The organism is Streptomyces sp. NPDC005808 (genome assembly GCF_042871385.1).
GTDB lineage: Bacteria > Actinomycetota > Actinomycetes > Streptomycetales > Streptomycetaceae > Streptomyces.
Genome location: NZ_JBIAIK010000001.1, coordinates 703,774 through 725,120, shown reverse-complemented (window position 1 = coordinate 725,120; position 21,347 = coordinate 703,774). Strand labels below are relative to the sequence as shown.

General features: G+C 68.4%; 20 protein-coding genes and 1 pseudogene. 5 read left to right on the top strand and 16 right to left on the bottom strand.

Going from position 1 to position 21,347, the window contains the following annotated elements; translation table 11 throughout:
• Positions 1–151 precede the first annotated feature (151 nt).
• Entirely contained in the window at positions 152–823 is a 672-nt protein-coding gene (gene nucS, locus ACFYPC_RS03240; protein ID WP_388669791.1) for an endonuclease NucS, read from the top strand.
• Between the two features lie 67 nt (positions 824–890).
• Here the strand turns inward: nucS and ACFYPC_RS03235 are convergent, their stop codons facing one another.
• The 3 genes from ACFYPC_RS03235 to ACFYPC_RS03225 form a co-directional block, all read right to left on the bottom strand.
• Positions 891–3,395 (bottom strand): ATP-binding protein, encoded by a 2,505-nt coding sequence (locus tag ACFYPC_RS03235; RefSeq protein ID WP_388669788.1) that lies wholly within the window; start codon positions 3,393–3,395, stop codon positions 891–893.
• 221 nt (positions 3,396–3,616) lie between these two features.
• Complete coding sequence (locus ACFYPC_RS03230) at positions 3,617–3,940, bottom strand: STAS domain-containing protein (protein ID WP_020136551.1); 324 nt, start codon at positions 3,938–3,940, stop codon at positions 3,617–3,619.
• A gap of 176 nt (positions 3,941–4,116) precedes the next feature.
• Positions 4,117–4,965 carry a 3-hydroxyacyl-CoA dehydrogenase family protein gene (locus ACFYPC_RS03225; RefSeq protein WP_388669785.1) on the bottom strand — a complete coding sequence of 283 codons (849 nt, stop codon included), beginning with the start codon at positions 4,963–4,965 and terminating at the stop codon, positions 4,117–4,119.
• 231 nt (positions 4,966–5,196) lie between these two features.
• Between ACFYPC_RS03225 and ACFYPC_RS03220 the strand changes: the two genes are divergently transcribed.
• Positions 5,197–5,784, top strand: a complete 588-nt coding sequence (locus ACFYPC_RS03220) for a cob(I)yrinic acid a,c-diamide adenosyltransferase (RefSeq protein WP_388669782.1) — start codon at positions 5,197–5,199, stop codon at positions 5,782–5,784.
• Positions 5,785–5,808: 24 nt separating this feature from the next.
• Here the strand turns inward: ACFYPC_RS03220 and ACFYPC_RS03215 are convergent.
• Positions 5,809–5,916: pseudogene (locus tag ACFYPC_RS03215) on the bottom strand (type II toxin-antitoxin system RelE/ParE family toxin); the annotation flags it as partial.
• A gap of 134 nt (positions 5,917–6,050) precedes the next feature.
• On the opposite strand from ACFYPC_RS03215, the gene ACFYPC_RS03210 reads away from it, so the two are divergent.
• The 3 genes from ACFYPC_RS03210 to ACFYPC_RS03200 all read left to right on the top strand — a co-directional run bounded on the left by ACFYPC_RS03210 (position 6,051) and on the right by ACFYPC_RS03200 (position 9,844).
• Positions 6,051–7,256 carry a sensor histidine kinase gene (locus ACFYPC_RS03210; protein ID WP_388669779.1) on the top strand — a complete coding sequence of 402 codons (1,206 nt, stop codon included), beginning with the start codon at positions 6,051–6,053 and terminating at the stop codon, positions 7,254–7,256.
• Positions 7,253–7,894 carry a response regulator gene (locus ACFYPC_RS03205; RefSeq protein WP_388669776.1) on the top strand — a complete coding sequence of 214 codons (642 nt, stop codon included), beginning with the start codon at positions 7,253–7,255 and terminating at the stop codon, positions 7,892–7,894. Before ACFYPC_RS03210 ends, ACFYPC_RS03205 begins: the two co-directional genes overlap by 4 nt.
• Positions 7,895–7,999: 105 nt before the next feature.
• Complete coding sequence (locus tag ACFYPC_RS03200; protein ID WP_388669773.1) at positions 8,000–9,844, top strand: glycosyl hydrolase family 18 protein; 1,845 nt, start codon at positions 8,000–8,002, stop codon at positions 9,842–9,844.
• Between the two features lie 18 nt (positions 9,845–9,862).
• Here the strand turns inward: ACFYPC_RS03200 and ACFYPC_RS03195 are convergent, their stop codons facing one another.
• The 12 genes from ACFYPC_RS03195 to glyA form a co-directional block, all read right to left on the bottom strand.
• The gene (locus ACFYPC_RS03195; protein ID WP_388669771.1) at positions 9,863–10,309 is read right to left on the bottom strand and encodes a DUF2550 domain-containing protein; all 447 of its coding nucleotides are present in this window, start codon (positions 10,307–10,309) and stop codon (positions 9,863–9,865) included.
• Between the two features lie 138 nt (positions 10,310–10,447).
• Complete coding sequence (locus ACFYPC_RS03190) at positions 10,448–10,822, bottom strand: F0F1 ATP synthase subunit epsilon (protein WP_388669768.1); 375 nt, start codon at positions 10,820–10,822, stop codon at positions 10,448–10,450.
• Positions 10,823–10,964: 142 nt separating this feature from the next.
• A complete protein-coding gene (atpD, locus tag ACFYPC_RS03185; RefSeq protein ID WP_388669765.1) occupies positions 10,965–12,401 on the bottom strand; it encodes a F0F1 ATP synthase subunit beta in 1,437 nt (478 codons plus the stop codon).
• Positions 12,401–13,315 carry a F0F1 ATP synthase subunit gamma gene (locus ACFYPC_RS03180; RefSeq protein ID WP_388669762.1) on the bottom strand — a complete coding sequence of 305 codons (915 nt, stop codon included), beginning with the start codon at positions 13,313–13,315 and terminating at the stop codon, positions 12,401–12,403. The genes atpD and ACFYPC_RS03180 overlap by 1 nt, the downstream gene beginning before the upstream one ends.
• Positions 13,316–13,335: 20 nt before the next feature.
• Entirely contained in the window at positions 13,336–14,925 is a 1,590-nt protein-coding gene (gene atpA, locus ACFYPC_RS03175; protein WP_388669759.1) for a F0F1 ATP synthase subunit alpha, read from the bottom strand.
• Between the two features lie 130 nt (positions 14,926–15,055).
• Entirely contained in the window at positions 15,056–15,877 is an 822-nt protein-coding gene (locus tag ACFYPC_RS03170; RefSeq protein WP_388669756.1) for a F0F1 ATP synthase subunit delta, read from the bottom strand.
• Entirely contained in the window at positions 15,874–16,428 is a 555-nt protein-coding gene (locus ACFYPC_RS03165) for a F0F1 ATP synthase subunit B (RefSeq protein WP_388669753.1), read from the bottom strand. Before ACFYPC_RS03165 ends, ACFYPC_RS03170 begins: the two co-directional genes overlap by 4 nt.
• 42 nt (positions 16,429–16,470) lie before the next feature.
• Positions 16,471–16,707 (bottom strand): ATP synthase subunit C, encoded by a 237-nt coding sequence (locus tag ACFYPC_RS03160; RefSeq protein WP_019060721.1) that lies wholly within the window; start codon positions 16,705–16,707, stop codon positions 16,471–16,473.
• 75 nt (positions 16,708–16,782) lie between these two features.
• Positions 16,783–17,619 (bottom strand): F0F1 ATP synthase subunit A, encoded by an 837-nt coding sequence (gene atpB, locus ACFYPC_RS03155; RefSeq protein WP_388670058.1) that lies wholly within the window; start codon positions 17,617–17,619, stop codon positions 16,783–16,785.
• Positions 17,620–17,829: 210 nt separating this feature from the next.
• A complete protein-coding gene (locus tag ACFYPC_RS03150; protein WP_388669750.1) occupies positions 17,830–18,267 on the bottom strand; it encodes a hypothetical protein in 438 nt (145 codons plus the stop codon).
• Between the two features lie 297 nt (positions 18,268–18,564).
• A complete protein-coding gene (locus ACFYPC_RS03145; RefSeq protein ID WP_388669747.1) occupies positions 18,565–19,929 on the bottom strand; it encodes an MraY family glycosyltransferase in 1,365 nt (454 codons plus the stop codon).
• A 129-nt stretch (positions 19,930–20,058) separates the two neighbouring features.
• The gene (glyA, locus tag ACFYPC_RS03140) at positions 20,059–21,297 is read right to left on the bottom strand and encodes a serine hydroxymethyltransferase (RefSeq protein ID WP_388669744.1); all 1,239 of its coding nucleotides are present in this window, start codon (positions 21,295–21,297) and stop codon (positions 20,059–20,061) included.
• Positions 21,298–21,347: the final 50 nt, after the last annotated feature.

The window sequence follows — 21,347 nt, the reverse complement described above, 5'->3', positions numbered from 1 at the left end:
TCCTGTTCATACGGTAAGCAACGTACGGTGACGGCACCAGGAGAATGGGCACATAGCGAACTCTCACTAGGCACACAATCAGCCACGACCGAACAGGCGTCTTCCAGGGCGAATCGCGTGGACCACTGCCCGTCGAGTAGCGTTGCCGACCATGCGTCTCGTCATTGCCCGCTGCTCCGTCGACTACGCGGGCCGGCTCACCGCCCATCTCCCGTCAGCCCCTCGCCTCATCCTCGTGAAGGCGGACGGGAGCGTCTCGATCCACGCGGACGACCGGGCCTACAAGCCCCTCAACTGGATGTCGCCGCCCTGCACTCTGAAGGAGGGCTCCGGGGACGAGGAGGGCGTCTGGACCGTCATCAACAAGGCGGGCGAGAAGCTCATCATCACGATGGAGGAGATCCTCCACGATTCCTCGCACGAACTCGGTGTAGACCCCGGTCTGATCAAGGACGGCGTGGAAGCGCACCTTCAAGAGCTCCTCGCGGACCGCATCGAGACCCTCGGCGAGGGCTACTCGCTCATCCGCCGTGAGTACATGACGGCCATCGGCCCCGTCGACATCCTCTGCCGGGACGCCGAGGGCGGGACCGTCGCCATCGAGATCAAGCGGCGCGGCGAGATCGACGGTGTGGAGCAACTGACGCGCTATCTGGAGCTGTTGAACCGCGACCCGCACCTCGCGCCGGTCCGCGGCATCTTCGCCGCCCAGGAGATCAAGCCGCAGGCCCGTGTCCTCGCCACCGACCGCGGCATCGGCTGCACGGTCCTGGACTACAACGCGCTGCGCGGCATCGAGGACGACAAACTGCGCCTGTTCTGATCGCACGACGGCAGGCAAAGAGGGCCGGGTCCGAAGACGGACCCGGCCCTCTCGCGTGCTCCGTGCCTCACATCACCGGGCCACTGGGCGACCCGGCTTCACTGCTGCTCGCGGGAGCGCTGCTGATGACGGTCTCCGGGGCGCTGGAGGTGGCGCCACTGGCCGAGCTCGAAGTGGGGGGCTCCGTCGGGGGGGTTGGCGACGGCGTGACCGAGGTCGGCGGCTCGGTCGTCGGCGGCTCACTGGTCGGCGGCTCGCTCGTCGGCGGCTCACTGGTCGGCGGCTTGGCCGTAGGCGACTTCGTGGGCGACTTGGACGGCGAAGCCGACGGGCGACTGGTGCCCTGCGTGCCGGTCGGGTTGGCCGAAGGCTGCCCCGTCTCCGGCGGCGTCGGATCGTCCGAAGTCCCGTACGTTCCGTCGGGACCCGGATCCGTCGGCGTGCTCACGGATCCCGTGCCGGAGTCGTTGTCGTCCTTCTTCGCCTTGTCCGCGCCCAGGCTGTCGTCGTCGGCGCCCTGACTGGCCGACGGGTTGACGCCGACCTCCTCGGCCGGGGCTCCGGTGTTGCCGTCGGAGGTCGCGCCCAGCGTCACCACGGTGCCGAGGACGGCGACGAGGAGCGCGCCCGCGCCCGCGGCCACCAGGTTGCGCCGGGTGCCGCTCACCAGCCGGCTGGCGATGCCGGCGCGCTTGTGGTCGGGGCCCGGCCCGGAGCGGTGGGTGACCAACGTCGAGGGCTCGCCGGACTGTGCGGCGAGGAAGGCGGCCGGTACGCCGCCCGGAGGCGACGCCGACTCCTCGTACCGCGACTCGGAGACTTCCTCACCGGCTGCCGCGCCTGTGAGGGCCAGGACGCCTCCAGAGCGGTCGGTGACCAGCGCGAGGGCCCGGCGGCCCGCGACCGTGCCGCGCTTGTCGGCGAGGGCGCCGCGCAGTCCGATGGAGGCCTCCAGCTCAGCACGGGCCCGGTCCAACTGGCCGCCGCAGAGCGCGAGGATGCCCAACTCATGGTGGAAGTAGGCCTGTTCCGGCACCTCGCCGGAGAGTCGGGAGGCCTCGGCGCCGGAGCGCAGCGCGCGCTCCCAGGCGCTCCAGTGCAGGCCGCCGGCGAACGCGGGCGCGGCCGTACGGGCCAGCTGCACGGCGGTGCTCTCGTCCTGCTCGTCCAGCGGGGGCGTGGTGAGCGGGACCAAGAAGGTGAGCGCGGCGAGCAGGGCGTCGGCCTCGGCGCAGACCCGTTCCGGGGTCACCGAGGGGTGCCCGGCCCACCAGGTGTAGTGCCGGGCCGCCGCGAGCGCCTGCTCCTCGGCGCGGTCCGCGTATCCGGCGGCCTCCAGCTGGGCCTGCACACCGGCCGCGAGCCGGTAGCGGGAGCCGACCGGGGAGACCAGCGCGCAGCCCGCCAGTTCGGCGAGCGCGGCATCCGCGTGGGTGTCTCCCACGAGCGCGGGCAGATGCGCCTGGTGCGGCACCTCGCCGCCCAGCGCGATCGCGAACCGCAGTGTGGCGCGTGCCGACTCGCTGAGCCGGGACGCGAGCAGCGAGGCCGGGGCGGCACCCTCGGCGAGCGAGGGAAGCGGTACCTGGTTGTCGTCGGCCGCGTCGAAGGGGGCGTCGACCGGCACGTCCTGGAAGACGCCGAACTCGTCGACAGCGCCCGCACTGGCGCTCAGCTGGTCACGCTGCCGCAGCAGCGCCCCTGCCTGCACGAAGCGCAGCGGCAGTCCTTCGGACTCGAACCAGAGGTCGCCCGCCCAGTTCGACTCCTCCTCGGTCAGCACGCGTCCGACGGCCCGCTCCAGGAGTTCGAGGCCGCCACTGCGGTCGAGGCCGCCGAGGGACACCTCTTCCACGAGGGAGTCGGCGGTCGGCGCGGGCACGTCGGGCGTCGCGGCGATCACGAAGGCGCACTCGGGGGTGGCGTCCAGCAGCTCGTCGAGCGCGGCGCCGCCGAACTCCACGTCGTCGAGGACGACGACCGCGCCGATCTCGTTGACGAGCCGGAGCAGTTCGTCCCGTTCCGGCAGGTAAAGGGGTGCTTCGTAGACGGCGCAGAAGAGGTCGTGGAGCAGATCGCTCGCCGTACGCCGGTACCCGGAGAGGCGTACGACACCGTCCGGTGCGAGGTCCGCGCAGTCGTCGGCGACGGCGTCGAGCAGGCTGGTGCGGCCCGAGCCCGGAGCTCCGGTGAGCCGCACCGAGCGCCCGCGCGCGAGGAGGCGTACGAGCCGCTCGCGCTCGTCCTGGCGCTCCAGGAGCGGCAGGCGGGGCTGGGCGGGGCCCGGCGGGATCGGCGGCTGGGTCGCGCGGCTCAGTTCGGCGCGGGCCGTCGCGCTGTACTTCACCGGCCGCGGTGGCCGCTCTCCCGGCGGGCAGGCTTCTATCTCGCTGCCGTCAACGGGGTTGACCGTGAGCAGGAAGTCGCCCGAGACGAGCTGAACCGTGCGGGCGAGCGCGGGTGTGTGCTGCCCGAAGTCGGTCGTGAGCGGTTCGCGCGCCGGGCGCGAGCGAGGCGCCTGGCCGTCGTCGTCATGGCCGTACTCTTCGGGTCCGCGGTTGTTCGGGTCCATGTTCCAAGCCCCCCAAAAGCGTCGTGTGCCGAGCCCCTCCCGGCCTTGGTGCACACTGCGCTGTCGCTTCTGGTCCGGTGCCCGCTCCAGGGTTTCAGTCAGCAGGCAGGCGAACCCTAAACCTTCGCACAGTATCTACGAACGGCCGGGGTACCGCGCCGTCCGAGACGTCACAGCTTCGTGAGGATTGTGCGCGTGAGCCGTACGCACGGCTCCCGTGCTCATACCCGGGGCAGTGACTCCACGCCGATGCCGCCCTCGATCGCCAGGATCCGGTGCAGCCTTGTGGCCACCAGGAGGCGCTGCATCTGCGGTGGTACGTCGCGCAGTACGAGCCGTCGGCCGCACCGCCCGGCGCGTCGGTGGGCCCCCATGATGACACCGAGTCCGGTGGCGTCCCAGGAGTCCAGCTCGGACAGGTCGAGCACCAGGTCGCCGGCTCCGTCGTCGACGGCCGAGTGCAGGACCGTGCGGGCGTCCGCCGCGCTGCGTACGTCGAGGCGGCCCCCGACGACCAGCTCGGCGTGGTCGCCCCTGATGTACATATGCGCTCCCCGAGAGTGCTTCTCGTACTCCGCGTCTGTCTGTGCCCCGTCTGACTGCCCGAAGGGCAGTGTGGTTGCTGCTTGTAAGCGAACCGATACCGAATTCACCTCAAGGGGTGACACCCCAGAGGCGCGTGCGGTTTCGGTGCCGGCTGACGACGGGTGGTACTTGATCTTCAGTGCTTGTAGAAGCCCTGCCCGCTCTTGCGCCCGATGTCACCGGCGTCAACCATCCGGCGCATCAGCTCGGGCGGCGCGAACTTCTCGTCCTGGGTCTCGGTGTAGATGTTGCCGGTGGCGTGCAGCAGGATGTCGACGCCCGTGAGGTCGGCGGTGGCCAGGGGTCCCATGGCGTGGCCGAAGCCCAGCCGGCAGGCGAGGTCGATGTCCTCGGCGCTGGCCACGCCCGACTCGTACAGCTTCGTCGCCTCGACGACGAGGGCCGAGATGAGACGGGTCGTCACGAAGCCGGCCACGTCACGGTTGACGACGATGCAGGTCTTGCCGACGGACTCGGCGAACTCCCGCGCGGTGGCGAGGGTTTCGTCACTCGTCTTGTAGCCGCGGACCAGCTCGACGAGCTGCATCATCGGCACCGGCGAGAAGAAGTGCACGCCGACGACCCGCTCCGGGTTCTCGGTCGCCGCCGCGATCTTCGTGATGGGGATCGCGGAGGTGTTGGAGGCGAGCACGGCGCTGTCGCGGACGATCCTGTCGAGCGTCCGGAAGATCTCGTGCTTGACCTCCAGCTTCTCGAAGACCGCCTCGACGACGATGTCGGCGTCGGCGGCGGCGTCCAGGTCGGTGGTGGCCGTGATGCGGGCCAGCGCGGCGTCCGCGTCCGCGCCTTCCAGCTTGCCCTTGCTCACGAACTTGTCGTACGAGGTCCTGATGCCGTCGATGCCACGCTTCAGCGCCTCGTCGGTGACATCGCGCAGGACGACGTCCCAGCCCGCCTGCGCGGAGACCTGGGCGATACCGGCCCCCATGAGTCCGGCTCCGATGACGGCCAGCTTCCGTGCCACTCCGACTCCCCTTAACACCCTGTTCAAGTTGCCTCTCCGGCGGACCCTAGCGCTCGTGAGGGCCCGTGTGACCGCTTAGTAATGCGCGTCACGTCTCAACAGACGGACATCACACCGGATGGCTCACCCAGCGTCCCGCGGCGCATAGTTGAGCACCTTCCGGCTCCTCTGTCGCACTCGTGCGGAACACACGTGTGCTGCGGAACGCCGGGGGGTAACTACGCTGGTCCCATGGTCAATCTGACGCGCATCTACACCAGGACCGGCGACCAGGGCACCACCGCCCTCGGCGACATGAGCCGGGTCGCCAAGACCGACCTGCGGATCTCGGCGTACGCGGACGTCAACGAGGCGAACGCGGCGGTCGGGACGGCGATCGCGCTCGGCGGGCTCGACGAGGAGGTCGTCGCGGTTCTCGTCCGCGTGCAGAACGACCTGTTCGACGTGGGCGCGGATCTGGCGACGCCCGTGGTCGAGAAGCCCGAGTTCCCGCCGCTGCGGGTCGAGCAGTTCTACATCGACAAGCTGGAGGCGGACTGCGACCGCTTCAACGAGGAGCTGGAGAAGCTCCGCTCCTTCATCCTGCCCGGCGGCACGCCAGGCGCGGCTCTGCTGCACCAGGCGTGCACGGTCGTACGACGGGCCGAGCGGTCGACCTGGGCGGCGCTCGAGGTCCACGGGGCCAAAGGAAAGGACGGCAGTATGAACCCGCTCACCGCGACCTACCTCAACCGGCTGTCGGACCTGCTCTTCATCCTTGCCCGGACGGCGAACAAGGACGTCGGGGACGTGCTCTGGGTCCCGGGCGGGGAGCGCTGACGTAGCGCTCGGCGCGGTCGGCCGTCAGAGCCGCCGGTAGATGTCCCTGCGGTGCCCGACCTCGACGGCGAGGACGATCAGGTTTCCGTCGTCGATGGTGTAGGCGATCCGGTACGTGCCGACGCGCAGGCGGGTACGGATCGTCGTGTACCGCCTCTCGTGTAAACAGTGTCGGCGGTGACGAAGTCGCACTGCATCCTTCGATGTAGCCGCGGACCGTCCCGCAGGATCAGGCCACGGGGCCACGGCCCGTGTTGGATGGAGCCATGGCCGTGACACTCCCCCGCCCGCACCGCGACGACCTCCGCATCGCCGCCGGGGGCCTGCTCGGCGGACTTTTCCTCTGGGGCGTAGGTCTCTACAGCCGCACGCGGGACGACCCGATCATCCTCGTCGACCGGACGTGGGCGGTCCTCGTTCCGCTCGTCGTCACGGCCGGCTGTGAGCTGCTGCGCCGGAGCCGCCCGCGCACCGCCCTGATCATCGGCACCCTCGCCATCGCCGCCGATCTGGTGACCCGTGGCAGCCTGGCCACCCTGGTGATGTTCACGGACCTGATGTACGCGGCGGTGTTGTACGGCTCGCTCGGCATGGCGCGGCGCCTGCCCTGGATCACCGGCATGGTCACGGTGGTTCTCACCGTGGGACCCGTCGCGGCCTGGCGGAAGCCGGAAGCCCTGCTGATCGGGGTGTTCACCGGGCTGGTGACCTTCACCCCGGCCGCCACCGGCTGGATCGTCCGCAACCACCGTGACACCGCCGTCGCGGAGCGCCTGCGCGCCGAACAGACCGCCCTGCTCGCCGAGATCGACCGCGCCCAGGCGGTCACGGCCGAACGTGCCCGGATGGCACGGGAGTTGCACGACATGGTCGCCAACCACCTCTCCGCGATCGCCATCCACTCCACAGCCGCGCTCTCCCTCGACGACCCGAAGACCTCGAAGGACGCCCTCGCCGTGATCCGCGAGAACAGCGTCGAGGGCCTCGCCGAGATGCGCCGGCTGATCGGGATCCTGCGCGACGACAGCGGCGACCTGGAGCCCGCCGCCGCTCCCACCCTGGACGGCCTCGAAGCGCTGACGAAGGGCGCCCGCACCAACGGGCTCGACGTCACCCTCGACGCCACCCACGACGCCAGGCTCCCCGCCCCGGTCGAACTCGCCGCCTATCGGATCGTCCAGGAGTCCCTGACCAACGCCCTCAAGCACGCCTCCCCCGGCCGCGTCACCGTCACCGTGGCCCAGCTCGACGGCTCCCTCTGCGTGCGGGTGACCAGCCCGTACGGTGACCGGGACGGGCCGCGCGCGCCCGGCTCGGGGGCCGGTCTGATCGGCATGGAGGAGCGGGCCGCCCTGCTGGACGGCACGTTCGAGGCCGGTCCCGAGGGCAGGGGCCCGGTCAAGGTCTGGACCGTGCGCGCCACCCTGCCGCTCACCCACAGAACTCTGGGAACCGATGGAGGAAGCGAATGATCCGCGTGCTCGTCGCCGAGGACCAGGCTGCCGTACGGGCCGGACTCGTCCTCATCCTGCGCAGCGCGCCCGACATCGAGGTGGTCGGCGAGGCCGCGGACGGCGAGCAGGCGGTCGCGCTCGCCCGTCGACTCCGGCCCGACCTGGTCCTGATGGACGTCCAGATGCCCCGGCTCGACGGCGTCTCGGCCACCCGCCAGGTCGTCGAGGAGCAGCTCGCCGACGTGCTCGTCCTCACCACCTTCGACCTCGACGAGTACGTCTTCGGGGCGCTGCGCGCGGGCGCCTGCGGGTTCCTGCTCAAGAACACCGAGGCGCGCGCCCTCCTCGAAGCCGTCCGCACGGTCGCGCGGGGCGAGGGGCTCATCTCCCCCACGGTCACCCGCCGGCTGATCGCCGAGTTCGCCGCGAAGCCCGTACGGCGCCCGGGGCCCGACGCTGCGGTCCTCGAAGCCCTCACCCGGCGGGAACGCGAGGTGCTCTCCTGTCTCGGCGAGGGGATGTCCAACGCGGAGATCGCCACCCGGCTCAACATGGCGGAGGCGACCGTCAAGACGCACGTCAGCCGCCTCCTGGCTAAGCTGCAGCTGCGCAGCCGGGTCCAAGCGGCGGTGCTGGCTCAGGAGTTGGGCGTGTAACAAGTAACCATGCGCATCCGCTTCAGTGGTCTGGACCTATTGACCTATGGTCCAGACCTTTCTATTGTCCAGCGCACCTCATCAAAATCCCCCGGAGGACCGCGGATGCGCTTCAGACACCGAGCCAGACAGAGAGCAGTGGCAGGGCTCACCACCCTGCTGCTGCCGTTCGCCGCCATGGTCGGCCTCGCGAGCCCCGCCCAGGCAGCCACCAGCGCCACCGCCACGTACGCCAAGACCCAGGACTGGGGCACCGGCTTCGAAGGCAAGTGGACCGTCAAGAACACCGGGACCACGAGCATCAGTTCGTGGACGGTCCAGTGGGACTTCCCCGCCGGTACGTCCGTGACCTCGGCCTGGGAAGCGGACGTCACGTCCTCGGGCACGCACTGGACCGCGAAGAACAAGTCCTACAACGGCACCCTCGCGGCCGGCGCCTCCGTCTCCTTCGGTTTCAACGGAGCCGGCACCGGCGCCCCCTCCAACTGCCTCGTCAACGGCGGCTCCTGTGACGGCGGCACCACGCCGCCCCCGGTCCCCGGCGACGCGCTGCCCTCCGCGCCCGGCACCCCGACCTCGTCCGCCATCACCAACACCTCGGTGAACCTGTCCTGGTCCGCGGCCACCGACGACAAGGGCATCAAGAACTACGACGTCCTGCGCGACGGCGCCACGGTCGCGACGGTGACGGGCACCTCGTACGCGAGCACCGGCCTGACCGCCGGCACCAGCTACTCGTACACGGTCAAGGCCCGCGACACCGCCGACCAGACCGGTCCGGCGAGCGGCGCGGTCTCCGTGACCACCACCGGCGGCACCACGACCCCGCCGGCCGGCGGCAAGGTCAACCTCGGCTACTTCACCGAGTGGGGCGTCTACGGCCGCAACTACCAGGTCAAGAACCTGGACACCTCCGGCTCGGCCTCGAAGATCACACACATCAACTACTCGTTCGGGAACGTCACGAACGGGCAGTGCGTGATGAGCGACTCCTACGCCGCCACCGACAAGGCGTTCACCGCCGCCGACTCCGTCAGCGGCGTGGCCGACACCTGGGACCAGACGCTGCGCGGCAACTTCAACCAGCTGCGCCAGCTGAAGGCCAAGTACCCGAACATCAAGGTGCTCTGGTCGTTCGGCGGCTGGACCTACTCGGGCGGCTTCGCCCAGGCCGCGGCCAACCCCACCGCCTTCGCCCAGTCCTGCAAGGCCCTGGTCGAGGACCCGCGCTGGGCCGATGTCTTCGACGGCATCGACATCGACTGGGAGTACCCCAACGCCTGCGGCCTGACCTGCGACACCTCCGGCTTCAGCTCCTTCAAGACGCTGACCTCGGCGCTGCGCACGGAGTTCGGCAGCAACTACCTGGTGACCGCGGCCATCACCGCCGACGGTTCCTCCGGCGGCAAGATCGACGCGGCCGACTACGGCGGCGCCGCGCAGTACCTCAACTGGTACAACGTGATGACGTACGACTACTTCGGCGCCTTCAACCCCACGGGTCCGACGGCTCCGCACTCCCCGCTGACCTCGTACACCGGCATCCCGGCGGCCGGCTTCAACTCGGCCGACGCGATAGCCAAGCTCAAGTCGAAGGGCGTGCCCTCCAACAAGCTGCTGCTCGGCATCGGCTTCTACGGCCGCGGCTGGACGGGAGTCACCCAGGCCACCCCGGGTGGCACGGCGACCGGCGCGGCACCGGGCACGTACGAGGCGGGCATCGAGGACTACAAGGTCCTCAAGACGTCCTGCCCGGCGACGGGCACCATCGCGGGCACGGCGTACGCGTTCTGCGGCAACAACTGGTGGAGCTACGACACCCCGGCCACCATCGGTACGAAGATGGCCTGGGCCAACTCCCAGGGCCTGGGTGGCGCGTTCTTCTGGGAGTTCAGCGGTGACACCGCGAACGGTGAGCTCGTGACCGCCATCAAGAACGGTCTCGGCTGAGCCAGTTAAGTAAGAGAATCAAGCAACATTGACGCGCTGACCGGGCGGGGCTGCTTCCAGCCACGCGAGAAACCCGGTCAGCGCGTCTTCGCTCATCGCCAGCTCGAGACGCGTACCTCTGTGCAGACAGGCGAGGATGATCGCGTCGGAGAGCAGCGCCATCTCCTCCTCGCCCTCCGGGGCACGCCGTCCGGCCACCTCGATCGCCGAGCGTTCCAGGACGCGGCGCGGGCGGGGGGCGTAGGAGAAGACGCGGTACCACTCGATGCGGTCGCCGTTGTAGCGGGCGACGCCGTAGCCCCAGCCCTTGCCGTTGGTGTCGGGTTTCTCGGGCACGTCCCAGCGCAGGCTGCAGTCGAAGGTTCCGCCGGAGCGCTGGATCAGCCGGCGGCGGAGGCCGAAGACGAACAGCCCGATCACTACGAACGCGACTACCAACCCGCACACAGTCAGAGCGAGGACCATCGACACCGACCTCCTCGTCTCCTAGGTAAAGCAGGTAAAGAAACGGAAAAAAGCACCCGCATCGCCTCAGCCGCGACCCGGTCCGGAGCAAGCTCCGGTCCTGGCCGCGGCTGAGTCACTTCTTGTCGCGCGCTGGTTTCAGTGCGTCGACACCGCTCGCAGACGGACGTCCGCGCGACGCTCGGCGGAAGCGTCGCCCTCCGCCTTCGCACGCTCGAGCTCCCGCTCCGTGCGCTGGACGTCGATCTCGTCCGACAGCTCGGCGACCTCGGCCAGCAGCGAAAGCTTGTTGTCCGCGAACGAGATGAAACCGCCGTGCACTGCGGCGACGACCGTTCCACCATCACTCGTACGAATGGTCACCGGGCCCGACTCCAGCACACCGAGCAGCGGCTGGTGACCGGGCATGACGCCGATGTCGCCGGACGTGGTACGCGCGACGACCAGGGTGGCCTCGCCGGACCAGACACTGCGGTCCGCGGCGACGAGCTCGACATGCAGCTCAGCAGCCAAGGTGGGCTCCTCGGGTCACCACCCGGCTTTGCCGCCGGGTGTTGGGTCAAAGTCTAGTAGGCGTACATGAAGGGACGGGACGCACCCCGCGAGGTGCGACCCCGCCCCCTCACCAAGAAGCAGTACTCGGTTAAGAGACCGTTCAGGAGACGCCGAGCTCCTTGGCGTTCTTCTTGAGGTCCTCAATGCCACCGCAGAGGAAGAACGCCTGCTCCGGGAAGTGGTCGTACTCGCCGTCGATGATCGCGTTGAAGGCCGTGATCGACTCCTCCAGCGGAACGTCCGAACCGTCGACGCCGGTGAACTGCTTGGCGACGTGGGTGTTCTGGGACAGGAAGCGCTCCACGCGACGGGCACGGTGGACGGTGAGCTTGTCCTCCTCGCCCAGCTCGTCGATACCGAGGATCGCGATGATGTCCTGAAGGTCCTTGTACTTCTGCAGGACCGACTTGACGCGCATCGCGGCCGCGTAGTGGTCCGCCGCGATGTAGCGGGGGTCCAGGATGCGGGACGTGGAGTCCAGCGGGTCCACGGCCGGGTAGATGCCCTTCTCGGAGATCGGACGGGAGAGAACCGTCGTCGCGTCGAGGTGGGCGAAGGTGGTGGCCGGGGCCGGGTCGGTCAGGTCGTCCGCCGGGACGTAGATCGCCTGCATCGAGGTGATCGAGTGACCGCGGGTCGAGGTGATGCGCTCCTGGAGGAGACCCATCTCGTCGGCCAGGTTCGGCTGGTAACCCACCGCGGAGGGCATCCGGCCGAGCAGGGTCGAGACCTCGGAACCGGCCTGCGTGAAGCGGAAGATGTTGTCGATGAAGAACAGCACGTCCTGCTTCTGCACATCGCGGAAGTACTCCGCCATGGTCAGACCGGCAAGGGCGACACGGAGACGGGTGCCCGGGGGCTCGTCCATCTGACCGAAGACAAGCGCCGTCTTGTCGATGACGCCGGACTCGGACATCTCCTCGATGAGGTCGTTGCCCTCACGGGTGCGCTCACCGACACCGGCGAACACGGAGACACCGTCGTGGTTGTTGGCGACGCGGTAGATCATCTCCTGGATGAGCACCGTCTTGCCGACACCGGCACCGCCGAACAGACCGATCTTTCCACCCTTGACGTACGGGGTGAGAAGGTCGATGACCTTGACGCCGGTCTCGAACATCTCGGTCTTCGACTCGAGCTCGTCGAAGCGCGGGGCCTTGCGGTGGATGGACCAGCGCTCACCCGTGTACTTCTCGTCGGAGTTCAGCACCTCACCGAGGGTGTTGAACACCTTGCCCTTGGTGAAGTCACCGACCGGGACGGAGATACCGTTGCCCGTGTCGGTGACCGCGGCCTGGCGGACCAGACCGTCGGTGGGCTGCATGGAGATGGTGCGGACCAGGCCGTCACCCAGGTGCTGGGCGACCTCCAGGGTCAGGATCTTCTTCTCGCCGGCGTTGGCCGGGTCGGCCACCTCGACGTGAAGGGCGTTGTAGATCTCCGGCATCGCGTCGACGGGGAATTCCACGTCGACGACCGGGCCGATGACCCGGGCGACGCGGCCCGTGGCAACGGCCGTCTCAACTGTCGTCGTCATTACTTGTCACTCCCCGCGGACGCGTCGGCCAGGGCTGCGGAGCCACCGACGATCTCGCTGATTTCCTGGGTGATTTCGGCCTGGCGGGCCGCGTTGGCAAGACGGGAGAGCGTGGTGATCAGGTCTCCCGCGTTGTCGGTCGCCGACTTCATCGCGCGGCGCGTGGCGGCGTGCTTGGAGGCAGCCGACTGGAGCAACGCGTTGTAGATACGGCTCTCGACGTACCGCGGCAGCAGGGCGTCAAGGACGTCCTCCGCCGACGGCTCGAACTCGTACAGCGGAAGGATCTCGCCCTTCGGCGCCTCCTCCGCGACCTCCTCGAGGCGCAGCGGCAGCAGACGGCTGTCGACCGCGTTCTGCGTCATCATCGAGACGAACTCGGTGTAGACGATGTGGAGTTCGTCCACGCCGCCGTCAGCCGTCTCCTTCTCGATGGCCTCGATCAGCGGACCCGCGACCTTCTTCGCGTCCGCGTAGGTGGGCTCGTCGGTGAAGCCCGACCACGATTCCACGACCTTGCGCTCGCGGAAGTTGTAGTGGGCCAGACCGCGGCGGCCGACGATGTACGTGTCGACCTCCTTGCCCTCCGCCTCAAGACGCGCCGTCAACTGCTCGGCGGCCTTGATGGCGTTGGAGTTGAAGGCGCCGGCCAGTCCGCGGTCGCTCGTGAGGAGCAGCACCGCGGAGCGGGTCGGAGTCTCCGCCTCCGTGGTCAGCGGGTGCTTGGTGTTCGAGCCGGTACCGACCGCCGTGACCGCGCGGGTGAGCTCGGTCGCGTACGGCGCGGAGGCCGCCACCTTGCGCTGCGCCTTGACGACGCGCGAGGCGGCGATCATCTCCATCGCCTTGGTGATCTTCTTGGTCGCGGTGACGGATCGGATGCGACGCTTGTAGACCCGGAGCTGGGCTCCCATGAGTCAGGTCCCTTCCGTCGTCACTTGGTCGCGGCCGGAACGTCTTCGCCGAGAAGCTTGCCGTCCGACGTCTCGAACTGCTTCTTGAAGTCCGCGACGGCGTCGGCGATGGCGGTGATCGTGTCGTCCGACATCTTGCCGCCCTCCTTGATGGAGGTCATGAGGCCCTGCTCCTTGCGGTGCAGGTACTCCAGGAGCTCCTTCTCGAAGCGGCGGACGTCGGAGACCGGTACCTCGTCCATCTTGCCGGTGGTGCCGGCCCAGATGGAGACGACCTGGTCCTCGGTGGCCATCGGCTCGTACTGAGCCTGCTTGAGCAGCTCGACCAGTCGCATACCGCGCTCCAGCTGCGACTTCGACGCGGCGTCCAGGTCGGAACCGAAGGCGGCGAACGCCTCCAGCTCGCGGTACTGGGCGAGGTCGAGACGCAGTCGGCCGGACACCTGGCGCATCGCCTTGTGCTGGGCGGAGCCACCGACGCGGGAGACCGAGATACCGACGTTCAGCGCGGGACGCTGACCGGCGTTGAACAGGTCGGACTCCAGGAAGCACTGACCGTCGGTGATGGAGATGACGTTGGTCGGGATGAACGCCGACACGTCGTTCGCCTTGGTCTCGACGATCGGCAGACCCGTCATCGAACCGGCGCCCATGTCGTCGGAGAGCTTCGCGCAGCGCTCCAGCAGACGGGAGTGCAGGTAGAAGACGTCACCGGGGTAGGCCTCGCGCCCCGGCGGACGGCGGAGCAGCAGGGACACGGCGCGGTAGGCGTCGGCCTGCTTCGAGAGGTCGTCGAAGATGATGAGGACGTGCTTGCCCTCGTACATCCACTGCTGGCCGATGGCCGAACCGGTGTACGGCGCAAGGTACTTGAAGCCGGCCGGGTCGGACGCCGGGGCGGCGACGATGGTCGTGTACTCCAGCGCGCCGGCCTCTTCGAGGGCGCCACGCACGGAGGCGATGGTCGAACCCTTCTGACCGATGGCGACGTAGATGCAGCGGACCTGCTTCTTGGTGTCGCCCGAGCGCCAGTTGTCACGCTGGTTGATGATCGTGTCGACGGCCAGCGCGGTCTTGCCGGTCTGGCGGTCACCGATGACCAGCTGACGCTGGCCACGGCCGATCGGGGTCATCGCGTCGACGGCCTTGTAGCCCGTCTCCATCGGCTCGTGCACCGACTTGCGGACCATGACGCCCGGAGCCTGCAGCTCAAGGGCGCGGCGTCCGGTGGTCTCGATCTCGCCGAGGCCGTCGATCGGGTTGCCGAGCGGGTCGACGACGCGGCCGAGGTAGCCCTCGCCCACGGCGACGGACAGCACCTCACCGGTGCGCTGCACCGGCTGGCCCTCCTCGATACCGCTGAACTCGCCGAGGACGACCGCACCGATCTCGCGCTCTTCCAGGTTCAGCGCGAGGCCGAGGGTTCCGTCCTCGAACTTCAGCAGTTCGTTGGCCATCGCCGAGGGAAGACCCTCGATCTTGGCAATACCGTCACCGGCGACGGTGACCGTACCGACCTCCTCGCGCGAGGCCGCGTCCGGCTTGTACGACTGGACAAAAGTCTCCAGCGCGTCCCGGATCTCCTCCGGCCGGATCGTGAGCTCCGCCATCTGGGTTCCCTGCTCTCCTTGTTGGGCCCGAAGTTTCACTTGGGGGGATGGGGACTCCCCCCTGTAAAGAGGTGAATCCTCTGCACGGCCCAACGAGGGCCGTAGGTACGTACTGCGTATGAAGTTGGGGCTAGCCGGCCATGCGGCGGCTGGCGTCCGCGAGACGGTCCGCGATGGAACCGTTGATGATCTCGTCGCCGACCTGCACCTGGATCCCGCCGAGGACCGCGGGGTCCACGTCGAGGTTGAGGTGCATCTGACGGCCGTAGAGCTTCGCCAGAGCGGCGCCGAGGCGCTGCTTCTGTCCGTCGCTCAGCGGAACCGCGGAGGTGACGACGGCGACCATGCGCTCGCGACGCTCGGCGGCGAGCCTGGACAGGGACTCGAGTCCCGCTTCCAGGCTACGTCCACGAGGTGCGGTCACAAGGCGCGTCACCAGACGTTCGGTCGTCACGTCCGCACGACCGCCGAGCAGGCTGCGCAGCAGCTCGCTCTTGGCCGCGCTCGTCGCGGCACGGTCGGTCAGCGCGGCGCGCAGCTCGGTGTTCGAAGAGACGATCCGGCCGAAGCGGAACAGCTCGTCCTCGACGTTGTCGAGCCGGCCGGCCTGCTGCGCCGCCGTGAGGTCGGCGAGGTCGGCCAGCTCTTCGAGAGCGTCCACCAGGTCGCGGGGCTGCGACCAGCGCGAACGCACCAGACCGGCCACCAGATCGGCGGTCGACCCGCTGACCTGGCTGCCGAACAGGCGCCCGGCCAGCTCGGCCTTCGCCTCTCCGGGCTGCGACGGGTCGGTGAGGACCCGACGCAGCGACACCTCGCGGTGGAGCAACGCGGTGACCGCGGCCAGTTCGTCGCCGAGCTGCGCCGCGTCCACGGACGTGTTGTCCGTCAGCGCGTCGAGACGCTCACGTGCGGCTGCGGTTGCCTCGCGGCTCGCTCCGTGCGCTGTCATCGAGCCGCCTCGGCCTTCGAAGCGGTCTCGTCGAGGCCGTCGAGGAAGCGGTCGATGGTGCGGCTCTGCCGGGCGTGGTCCTCGAGGGACTCGCCGACGAGCTTGCCGGCCAGGGCGGTGGCCAGCTGGCCGACGTCCTGACGCAGCGCCTGAGCCGCGGCCTTGCGGTCCGCCTCGATCTGCGTGTGACCGGCGGCGATGATTTCCTCACGCTGCCGCTGGCCTTCCGCGCGCATCTCGGCGATGAGCGTGGCGCCCTGCTCCTGCGCCTCCTGGCGCAGTCGCGCGGCCTCGTGCCGGGCTTCGGCGAGCTGAGCCTTGTACTGCTCAAGCACGCTCTGGGCCTCGGTCTGAGCGGCCTCGGCCTTCTCGATACCGCCCTCGATGGCCTCGCGACGCTGCTCCAGAACCTTGTTGATGTTCGGGAGAAGCTTCTTGGCGAGGAAGCCGAAGACGATGACGAAGGCGATCAGGCCGATGACAAGCTCGGGGATCGGCGGAACGAGGGGACTTTCCATCTCCTCAGCCGCGATAGTGAGCAGCTGGCTCATGTCAGTGCCTTTCGTCTAGTCGGCTGGTCGGTGATCCGCAGATCACTTGCCGTAGACGAACGGCATGACCAGACCGATGAGGGCGAGCGCCTCACAGAAGGCGAAGCCGAGGATCTGGTTGGCGCGGATCAGGCCGGCAGCTTCGGGCTGACGGGCAAGAGCCTGGGTGCCGTTACCGAAGATGATGCCGACGCCGACGCCAGGGCCGATGGCGGCGAGGCCGTAGCCGATGGAGCCGAGGGAGCCGGAGACAGCGGCGAGGGTCTCAGTGGCAGCCATGCTGATTCTTCCTTCTCTGTACGGACCGGCGGAGGTTGGCCACCGGACGCTTAGGGGGTTTTACAGGGGGGGCGCTCAGTGGTGCTCGGCGAGCGCGCCCTGGATGAAGGTGCAGGTCAGAAGCACGAAGACATAGGCCTGCAGGGCCTGGATGAACAGCTCGAACGCCGTCATGACAAGCACCATGACGAACGAGACGCCCGCGTAGGCGATCCCGATGCCGTTGAGCAGATACCAGCTGGCGATCGTGAACAGCAGCAGCAGGGTGTGGCCCGCGAACATGTTCGCGAAGAGTCGCACCGCGTGCGTGAACGGCCGGACGATCAGGTTCGAAAGGAGCTCGATGCCCATAGCCAGCGGGAGAACCGGGCCCAGCGACTTGTCGTAGCCGGAGAAGTTCTTGAACGCGCCGACGAATCCGTGCCGCTTGAAGGTCAGCGAGACCCACACGATGTAGACGATCCCGGCGAGCACCGCGGGGTACGCGATGACCGACGTGACCGGGAACTGGGCAATCGGGATGATCGACCAGAGGTTCATCATCCAGATGAAGAAGAACAGCGAGACGACCAGAGGTACGTACTTCTCGCCCTCCTTCTTGCCGATCGTTTCGTAGACGACACCGCGGCGGATGAAGTCGTAGCCCGACTCGGCGACCATCTGCAGCTTGCCCGGAACGACCTGCGGCTTACGGAAGGCGGCCCAGAAGAAGCCGACGACGATCACCGAGCCGAGCAGCGCCAACAGCATCGTCTTGTTGAAATAGACGCTGCTGTCCGCATTGCCCACGAGGGGCTCGAACAGGAACGAGTGCAGGCCGGGAGCGGGGAAGCCACAGCCGTCGAAGATGTGGCAGTCGGTCTCAAAGGCGAGCACCTGCGTCGGGTCAGCACTCACCGCGGGCTCCTTCAGCGTGGCGCATAGGTACGGCAACCTCGTTGTGTCGGCGCGGCACGCAGCCGCGGTTCGGCACTGGACTGGTGTAACGGATGTGGGGGCGGCTGTGGGGCATCAAGCCTCGCGTTTGAGCAGGCGTCAGCTCAGATGCCCGCGCCCGCGATGCCGCAGTTGGCACCGGACGATAGCAGGGGTTCCTACGCTCGCTTATCCCGGCCCTACCCCTCACGACGAGTGCCCCGTCTTTTCGGGCTTGTCGCCCTTCGAAGACTCGGGTTCGACGTAGAGGATCTTGGCCTTCATGTACGCACGCGCCTGGGCGCCGATCCACACGAGCGTGGTGGCGACAAGCGTGATCGCGAAGGCTTTGGGGTTGAACAGCGTCGTGTTCTTGAACGCCGCGACAAAGATGAACAGCAGAAGAATCTGTGCCGTATAGAGCATCAGACCCATCGCCTGGAACAAGTGCGGAAGCGATTTGGCAGTGCGCTGCAGGACGTAGAGCCCGATGCCCATGAAGAGGATCACGACCAGCGTCGCGACGACCGCACCGATTGCTCCCTTGCCACCGGCGACCACACCACTGACGACGGCGGCAATCGCGCCGACGGCAGCTGTGGGCACAGCGGCCTGAAGGAGAATCCGGGCGTCATTGGACGGCATGGCGGCAACTCCGCTTGCTAAGGGGGGCAGGGTGTCGTCATGGACGAGCGTAGTCCCGGGCTGAGAGGGAACCTCACGCCAAGGGACCGTCTCTCTCAGGTCCTTCGGCTCCGGCTCGGGTTCTCGTGAACCGTATCACAAACTATTTGATGAGGTCTTTACCTGATTGGTGTGCTCGCTGTCACACATGAGAGTGAAGGTGCGCGTCTGTGCATTCAGCGAGTCGACTTGTCTGGTATTGGGGCAGTTTGCCGACGCGCGAAGGTGTGAACCTCTTGCAGGATTCTTACCTTGGCGTCAGCGCGACGACCCCGCTTTACGCCGATCCAGGAAGCGCGAACGGGCCCCAAGTGCCGTCGCCCCGTTGACTCCTGAGACTCCGGCAGCAACCGGAGTGCGGTGCTCCGGAGCCCCGTCCTCCTCGGCGAAAACCGCAGCCTCGTACGCGACGGCCGGCTCGGTCCGAGACGCCTCCGAGGGGGCGGCGACGACCCTGCTACGGCGATAGCGCGGCGGCACGAAACTCTCCGCCCAACGCGGGGTCCGCGGCGTGAAGCGCGGCAGCAGGAGCAGGACGAGACCGACCGCGCTGAGCCCCATGATCCCGAGCACGATCCACATGGCGCCGGAGTTGACCGAGTACGCGAGAGCGCCGAAGGAGATCAGCGCCGACCAGAAGTACATGATCATGACTGCGCGGCTGTGCGAGTGCCCGACCTCAAGGAGGCGGTGGTGCAGGTGCCCGCGGTCGGCGGCGAAGGGGGACTGTCCGCGCCAGGTACGCCGCACGATGGCGAGCACCAGGTCGGCGGCCGGGATGGCGATGATCGTCAGCGGCAGCAGCAGCGGGATGAAGACGGGCACCGTCTGGTGCACGGTGTTCCGCGGTGAACCGGTGAACAGGTTCATCACGTCGGGGTCGATCTGCCCCGTGATGGAGATGGCGCCGCCGGCCAGCACGAGGCCGATGAGCATCGAGCCGGAGTCGCCCATGAAGATGCGCGCGGGGTGCATGTTGTGCGGCAGGAAGCCCAGGCACATGCCCATCAGGATCGCCGCGAAGAGCGTGGCCGGGGCGGCGGCCTCGATTCCGTAGCTGTACCAGATGCGGTACGCGTACAGGAAGAACGCGGCGGACGCGATGCACACCACTCCGGCGGCCAGACCGTCCAGGCCGTCCACGAAGTTCACCGCGTTGATGGTGATGACGACCAGGGCGACGGTGAGCAGGGTGCCCTGCCACGAGGTGAGCGCGACCAGGCCGACACCCGGGATGGGCAGCCACAGGATCGTCAGACCCTGCATGACCATCACGCCGGCCGCGATCATCTGGCCGCCCAGCTTGATCAGGGCGTCGATCTCGAACTTGTCGTCCAGGACACCGATCAGCCAGATCAGCGCCGCCCCGGAGAGCAGGGCCCGCGGCTCGTTGGAGTTCGCGAAGACGTCGCTGAGGCCCTGCAGGTGGTCCGCGACCAGCAGTCCGGCGCACAGCCCGAAGAACATCGCGATGCCGCCGAGCCGCGGGGTCGGTTCTCGGTGCACGTCGCGCGCACGGATTTCCGGCATGGCTCCGGCCACGATCGCGAACTTCCGCACCGGCCCTGTCAGCAGATACGTCACCGCGGCCGTCACGCAGAGCGTCAGCAGGTATTCACGCACGGGCTTCCCCACAGGTCTCGCTGGCCATCTGAGCCCCACACCTTAGCGATGCATGCATATGGTTGGGGACTTCCGGGTAGCGACGATGGTTGCACGAGTGGCTGTGCATGCGGTTCCGTCTACCCCGCATCAGCCGGGATACGGCGGAAATCCGCTGGTCAGCTCCCGGACTTCTTCACGAACCGTCTTCGCGTCCGCCGCGTCCCGCAGCACACTCGCGAAGAGTACGGCGATCCGCGCCATCTCCGCCTCACCCATCCCCTGCGTGGTCAGCGCCGCCGTGCCCAGCCGCAGCCCACGCGCGTCCCCATGGGGCAACGCGCAGGTGTCGAGGATCATCCCGGCGGCGGCGAGGCGCCCGCGGGCGGTGCGCCCGTCGACGCCGAGGGGCGTGGTGTCGGCGGTCAGCAGGTGGGTGTCGGTGCCGCCGGTGGTGATCGCGAGCCCTTCCGCGTCCAGCGCCTCGGCGAGCTCCCGGGCGTTGGCGACCACCCGGTGGGCGTACGCCGTGAAGGCCGGGGTCGCCGCCTCGCCGAACGCGACGGCCTTGGCGGCGATCGTGTGCATCTGGGCGCCGCCCTGGGTGAACGGGAAGACGGCCCGGTCGACCCGCTCGGCCAGCTCGCCGCCGCACAGGATCATGCCCCCGCGCGGGCCCCGGAGCACCTTGTGGGTGGTGGCGCAGACCACATCGGCGTACGGCACCGGACTGGGCGCCGCTCCCCCGGCGACGAGCCCGATGGGGTGCGCGGCGTCGGCGATGAGATAGGCGCCCACTTCGTCGGCGATCTCCCTGAACAGCGCGTAGTCGATGTGCCGGGGATAGGAGATGGACCCGCAGACGATGGCCTTTGGGCGGTGCATACGAGCCAGCGCGCGCACCTGCTCGTAGTCGATGAGCCCGCTCTCCGCCTCGACGCCGTATCCGACGAAGTCGAACCACCTTCCGGAGAAGTTCGCGGGCGACCCGTGCGTGAGGTGACCGCCGAAGGGCAGCCCCATCGCGAGGACGGTGTCACCGGGGCGCAGCAGGGCGGCGTACGCGGCCAGGACGGCCGAACTCCCCGAGTGGGACTGCACGTTGGCGTGTTCGGCGCCGAAGAGCGCCTTCGCCCGGTCCACCGCGACCCGCTCGGCGACGTCCACGATCTCGCAGCCACCGTGGTGGCGGGCGCCCGGATACCCCTCGGCGTACTTGTTCGCCAGCGGGGACCCGAGCGCGGTCAGCACGGCAGGCGAGGTGAAGTTCTCGGCCGCGATCAGCTGCAAGGTCGTCGACTGCCGCTCCAGCTCCCCGAGCAGGATCTCGGCGAGCTCCGGGTCCTGCCGACGCAGAACATCCGCTTCCAGCGTTTGTGTGACCGGCATGGTGGACTCCGGACCTCGGCATGGGGGTGCGCTAAGTCCAATGTAGAACC

Excerpts from the sequence above, each read along its gene's own strand:
- glyA (WP_388669744.1), bottom strand. The coding sequence starts at position 21,297 with ATGCCGGTCACACAAACGCTGGAAGCGGATGTTCTGCGTCGGCAGGAC.
- ACFYPC_RS03235 (WP_388669788.1), bottom strand. The coding sequence starts at position 3,395 with ATGGACCCGAACAACCGCGGACCCGAAGAGTACGGCCATGACGACGAC.
- ACFYPC_RS03210 (WP_388669779.1), top strand. The coding sequence starts at position 6,051 with ATGGCCGTGACACTCCCCCGCCCGCACCGCGACGACCTCCGCATCGCC.
- ACFYPC_RS03160 (WP_019060721.1), bottom strand. The coding sequence starts at position 16,707 with ATGGCTGCCACTGAGACCCTCGCCGCTGTCTCCGGCTCCCTCGGCTCC.
- ACFYPC_RS03195 (WP_388669771.1), bottom strand. The coding sequence starts at position 10,309 with ATGGTCCTCGCTCTGACTGTGTGCGGGTTGGTAGTCGCGTTCGTAGTG.
- nucS (WP_388669791.1), top strand. The coding sequence starts at position 152 with ATGCGTCTCGTCATTGCCCGCTGCTCCGTCGACTACGCGGGCCGGCTC.
- ACFYPC_RS03200 (WP_388669773.1), top strand. The coding sequence starts at position 8,000 with ATGCGCTTCAGACACCGAGCCAGACAGAGAGCAGTGGCAGGGCTCACC.
- ACFYPC_RS03165 (WP_388669753.1), bottom strand. The coding sequence starts at position 16,428 with ATGAGCCAGCTGCTCACTATCGCGGCTGAGGAGATGGAAAGTCCCCTC.
- ACFYPC_RS03150 (WP_388669750.1), bottom strand. The coding sequence starts at position 18,267 with ATGCCGTCCAATGACGCCCGGATTCTCCTTCAGGCCGCTGTGCCCACA.
- ACFYPC_RS03180 (WP_388669762.1), bottom strand. The coding sequence starts at position 13,315 with ATGGGAGCCCAGCTCCGGGTCTACAAGCGTCGCATCCGATCCGTCACC.
- ACFYPC_RS03220 (WP_388669782.1), top strand. The coding sequence starts at position 5,197 with ATGGTCAATCTGACGCGCATCTACACCAGGACCGGCGACCAGGGCACC.
- atpA (WP_388669759.1), bottom strand. The coding sequence starts at position 14,925 with ATGGCGGAGCTCACGATCCGGCCGGAGGAGATCCGGGACGCGCTGGAG.
- ACFYPC_RS03170 (WP_388669756.1), bottom strand. The coding sequence starts at position 15,877 with ATGACAGCGCACGGAGCGAGCCGCGAGGCAACCGCAGCCGCACGTGAG.
- ACFYPC_RS03205 (WP_388669776.1), top strand. The coding sequence starts at position 7,253 with ATGATCCGCGTGCTCGTCGCCGAGGACCAGGCTGCCGTACGGGCCGGA.
- atpD (WP_388669765.1), bottom strand. The coding sequence starts at position 12,401 with ATGACGACGACAGTTGAGACGGCCGTTGCCACGGGCCGCGTCGCCCGG.
- ACFYPC_RS03230 (WP_020136551.1), bottom strand. The coding sequence starts at position 3,940 with ATGTACATCAGGGGCGACCACGCCGAGCTGGTCGTCGGGGGCCGCCTC.